Annotated in this window: 6 protein-coding genes; all 6 read left to right on the top strand. The window is 32.9% G+C overall.

Features of this window, described 5'->3' with window-relative positions; translation table 11 throughout:
- Positions 1-55: 55 nt before the first annotated feature.
- Genes rplN through rplF form a run of 6 tightly spaced genes read left to right on the top strand, consistent with a single transcriptional unit; the run spans position 56 to position 2,555 of the window.
- Positions 56-436 carry a 50S ribosomal protein L14 gene (gene rplN / locus HG1285_RS04800; protein WP_008288553.1) on the top strand — a complete coding sequence of 127 codons (381 nt, stop codon included), beginning with the start codon at positions 56-58 and terminating at the stop codon, positions 434-436.
- Positions 437-793 (top strand): 50S ribosomal protein L24, encoded by a 357-nt coding sequence (gene rplX, locus HG1285_RS04805; RefSeq protein ID WP_008288552.1) that lies wholly within the window; start codon positions 437-439, stop codon positions 791-793.
- Positions 794-804: 11 nt separating this feature from the next.
- The gene (gene rplE, locus HG1285_RS04810; protein ID WP_008288551.1) at positions 805-1,365 is read left to right on the top strand and encodes a 50S ribosomal protein L5; all 561 of its coding nucleotides are present in this window, start codon (positions 805-807) and stop codon (positions 1,363-1,365) included.
- A gap of 15 nt (positions 1,366-1,380) precedes the next feature.
- Positions 1,381-1,569: a type Z 30S ribosomal protein S14 gene (locus HG1285_RS19150; protein ID WP_008288550.1), complete on the top strand. Its 189-nt coding sequence runs from the start codon at positions 1,381-1,383 to the stop codon at positions 1,567-1,569.
- Between the two features lie 12 nt (positions 1,570-1,581).
- Positions 1,582-1,992, top strand: coding sequence for a 30S ribosomal protein S8 (gene rpsH / locus HG1285_RS04815; protein ID WP_008288548.1), 411 nt, complete (start codon positions 1,582-1,584; stop codon positions 1,990-1,992).
- A gap of 20 nt (positions 1,993-2,012) precedes the next feature.
- A complete protein-coding gene (rplF, locus tag HG1285_RS04820) occupies positions 2,013-2,555 on the top strand; it encodes a 50S ribosomal protein L6 (RefSeq protein WP_008288547.1) in 543 nt (180 codons plus the stop codon).
- The last annotated feature ends 18 nt before the right edge of the window (positions 2,556-2,573 follow it).

Below are 2,573 nucleotides of genomic sequence, written 5' to 3'. Positions count from 1 at the left end.
TTTGGACGTTATAAAATATTATTGTCTCAAATCAAGAAGGAAAGAGGTACGATAGATGATACAAAGAGGGACTTATTTAAACGTTACGGATAATTCAGGAGCGAAAAAGGTACAATGTATAGGAATACCTAAAAAGGCAAATTTTGGTGCTCAAAAAGATGTTGCTACTGTAGGTGATGTTATCACAGTTACAGTAAAATCAGCTTTACCTCAAGGAACTGCTAAAAAGGGTAAAGTTTACTGGGCAGTTGTTGTTAGAACCAAAAAAGAAGTACCAAGACCTGACGGTAGTTATGTTAAAGCAGATGATAATGCTGTTGTTTTAATTAATAAAAACTTTGAGCCAATAGGAACTCGTATATTAGGACCTGTTGCAAGGGAAATCAGAGCAAAAGGTTTTAACAGAATTGTGTCTTTAGCTCCGGAGGTAATCTAAATGATAAAAACAAAAATAAAAACAGGCGATGAAGTAATAGTAATCGCAGGAAAAGAAAAAGGAAAAACTGGAAAAGTAAAAAAAGTAATAAGAAGCCCCAAAAGGGTTATGGTAATTGTTGAAGGAGTTAATGTTGGTAAGAAACATTTAAAGCACATTGAAGGTGTTCAAGAAGGTGGTATAGTAAATATAGAAAGACCTATAGACATATCAAATGTTGCCTTAATAGACCCTAAAACAGGAAAGCCTACAAAAGTAGGATACAAAATAATAGAAGAAGGAAACACAATTAAAAAAGTTAGAATTGCCAGAAAAAGTGGTGAAATTATAGATACTGTTTGGGAAAAAACTAAATAGAGGTAAATGAAATGACAGTTGCTACATATCAGTCAAGATTAAAAGAAAAATATGAGAAAGAAGTTGCTCCAAAATTAATGGAAAAGTTTGGGTATAAATCTCCTATGCAGATACCTAAAATTAAAAAAATTGTTGTAAATATGGGTGTTGGTGAAGCTGTCCAGGACATAAAACAACTTGATAGAGCAGTGGAAGATTTAACATTAATAACAGGACAGAGACCAGAGATAAGAAGAGCTAAAAAATCAGAAGCTGGATTTAAATTAAGAAAGGGAGCACCAATAGGTGCCAGAGTTACCCTTAGAAAAGAAAGAATGTGGGATTTTTTAGATAAATTAATCTCTGTTGCCCTTCCAAGGGTTAGAGACTTTAGAGGTTTAAATCCAAGGTCTTTTGATGGAAGAGGAAATTATGCCTTTGGTATTAAAGAACAAATCATATTTCCTGAAATTGATTATGATAAAGTAGATAGAATTAGAGGTATGGACGTAATTATAGAAACTTCAGCAAATACAGATGAGGAAGCCAGGTATTTACTCGCATTACTTGGGCTTCCTATTAGAGCATCTTAAGGAGGAAATAATAGTATGGCAAGAAAAGCACTTTGGGCAAAATCATTTTTAAAAGAGCCCAAATTTAAAACAAGAAAGCATTCAAGATGCCCGCTTTGCGGTAGACCAAGAGGTTATATAAGACAGTTTGATATGTGTAGAATATGTTTCAGAGAAAGAGCTTCAAGAGGAGAAATCCCAGGAATTAAAAAGGCCAGCTGGTAAGGAGGATATAAGATGATAATTGACCCAATCGCAGATATGCTTGCAAGAATTAATAATGCTTTGAAATCAAGAAAAAGTGAAGTTTATATTCCTCATTCAAAATTGAAAGAAAAAATAGCTGATATATTAAAACAAGAAGGTTATATTGAAGACTATATTGTTTCTGAAAAAAATAAAAAAGGAAATCAAGGTACATTAATTTTGAAATTAAAATATCTTGATGACAGAAATACTAAACCTGTAATATCAGGTTTAAAAAGAGTTTCTAAGCCGGGTCTTAGAAAATACGCAGGTGTTTCTGAAATTCCTTATATAAGAAAAGGTCTTGGAACTGTTATACTTTCAACAAACAAAGGCATCTTAACAGATGCTCAGGCAAGGAAAGAACGAGTTGGTGGTGAAATCCTTTGTTATGTATGGTAAAGAAATTAGGAGGAAATTAAATGTCAAGAATAGGTAAAAAGCCTGTAGAAATTCCATCAGGTGTTGATATTACAATAGGTGAAAATAACTTTGTAAAAGTTAAAGGACCAAAAGGTGAACTGTCTAATACATTCCATCCTGCATTAAAAATAGTTAAAGAAGATAATGTAATAAAAATTGAAAGACCAAGTGATGAACCTTTTATGAGAGCTATTCATGGAACAACAAGAGCTTTACTTGCTAATATGGTTCAGGGTGTTGTTAATGGATTTACTGTTGAGCTTGAGATTGTAGGTATAGGTTATAGAGCTGCTATGAAAGGTAAAACTCTTGAGCTTCAACTTGGATATTCCCATCCTATAGTTTATGAACCTCCTGAAGGAATTCAGATTGCTGTTGAAGGAAATATTATAAAAGTTTCTGGTATTGATAAACAACTTGTAGGGCAGGTTGCAGCTGAAATTAGAGACTTTAGAAAACCAGACCCTTATAAAGGAAAAGGTATAAGATATAAGGATGAACAGCTTAAACTTAAACCTGGTAAATCTGTAGGTAAAAAATAAACTTTAAGGTGAGGAAGA

It is taken from the genome of Hydrogenivirga sp. 128-5-R1-1 (genome assembly GCF_000171895.1).
Note: the sequence above shows the minus strand (reverse complement) of the source record. Positions and strands in the feature narration are given on the sequence as shown.

Excerpts from the sequence above, each read along its gene's own strand:
- rplN (WP_008288553.1), top strand. The coding sequence starts at position 56 with ATGATACAAAGAGGGACTTATTTAAACGTTACGGATAATTCAGGAGCG.
- rplX (WP_008288552.1), top strand. The coding sequence starts at position 437 with ATGATAAAAACAAAAATAAAAACAGGCGATGAAGTAATAGTAATCGCA.
- rplE (WP_008288551.1), top strand. The coding sequence starts at position 805 with ATGACAGTTGCTACATATCAGTCAAGATTAAAAGAAAAATATGAGAAA.
- HG1285_RS19150 (WP_008288550.1), top strand. The coding sequence starts at position 1,381 with ATGGCAAGAAAAGCACTTTGGGCAAAATCATTTTTAAAAGAGCCCAAA.
- rpsH (WP_008288548.1), top strand. The coding sequence starts at position 1,582 with ATGATAATTGACCCAATCGCAGATATGCTTGCAAGAATTAATAATGCT.
- rplF (WP_008288547.1), top strand. The coding sequence starts at position 2,013 with ATGTCAAGAATAGGTAAAAAGCCTGTAGAAATTCCATCAGGTGTTGAT.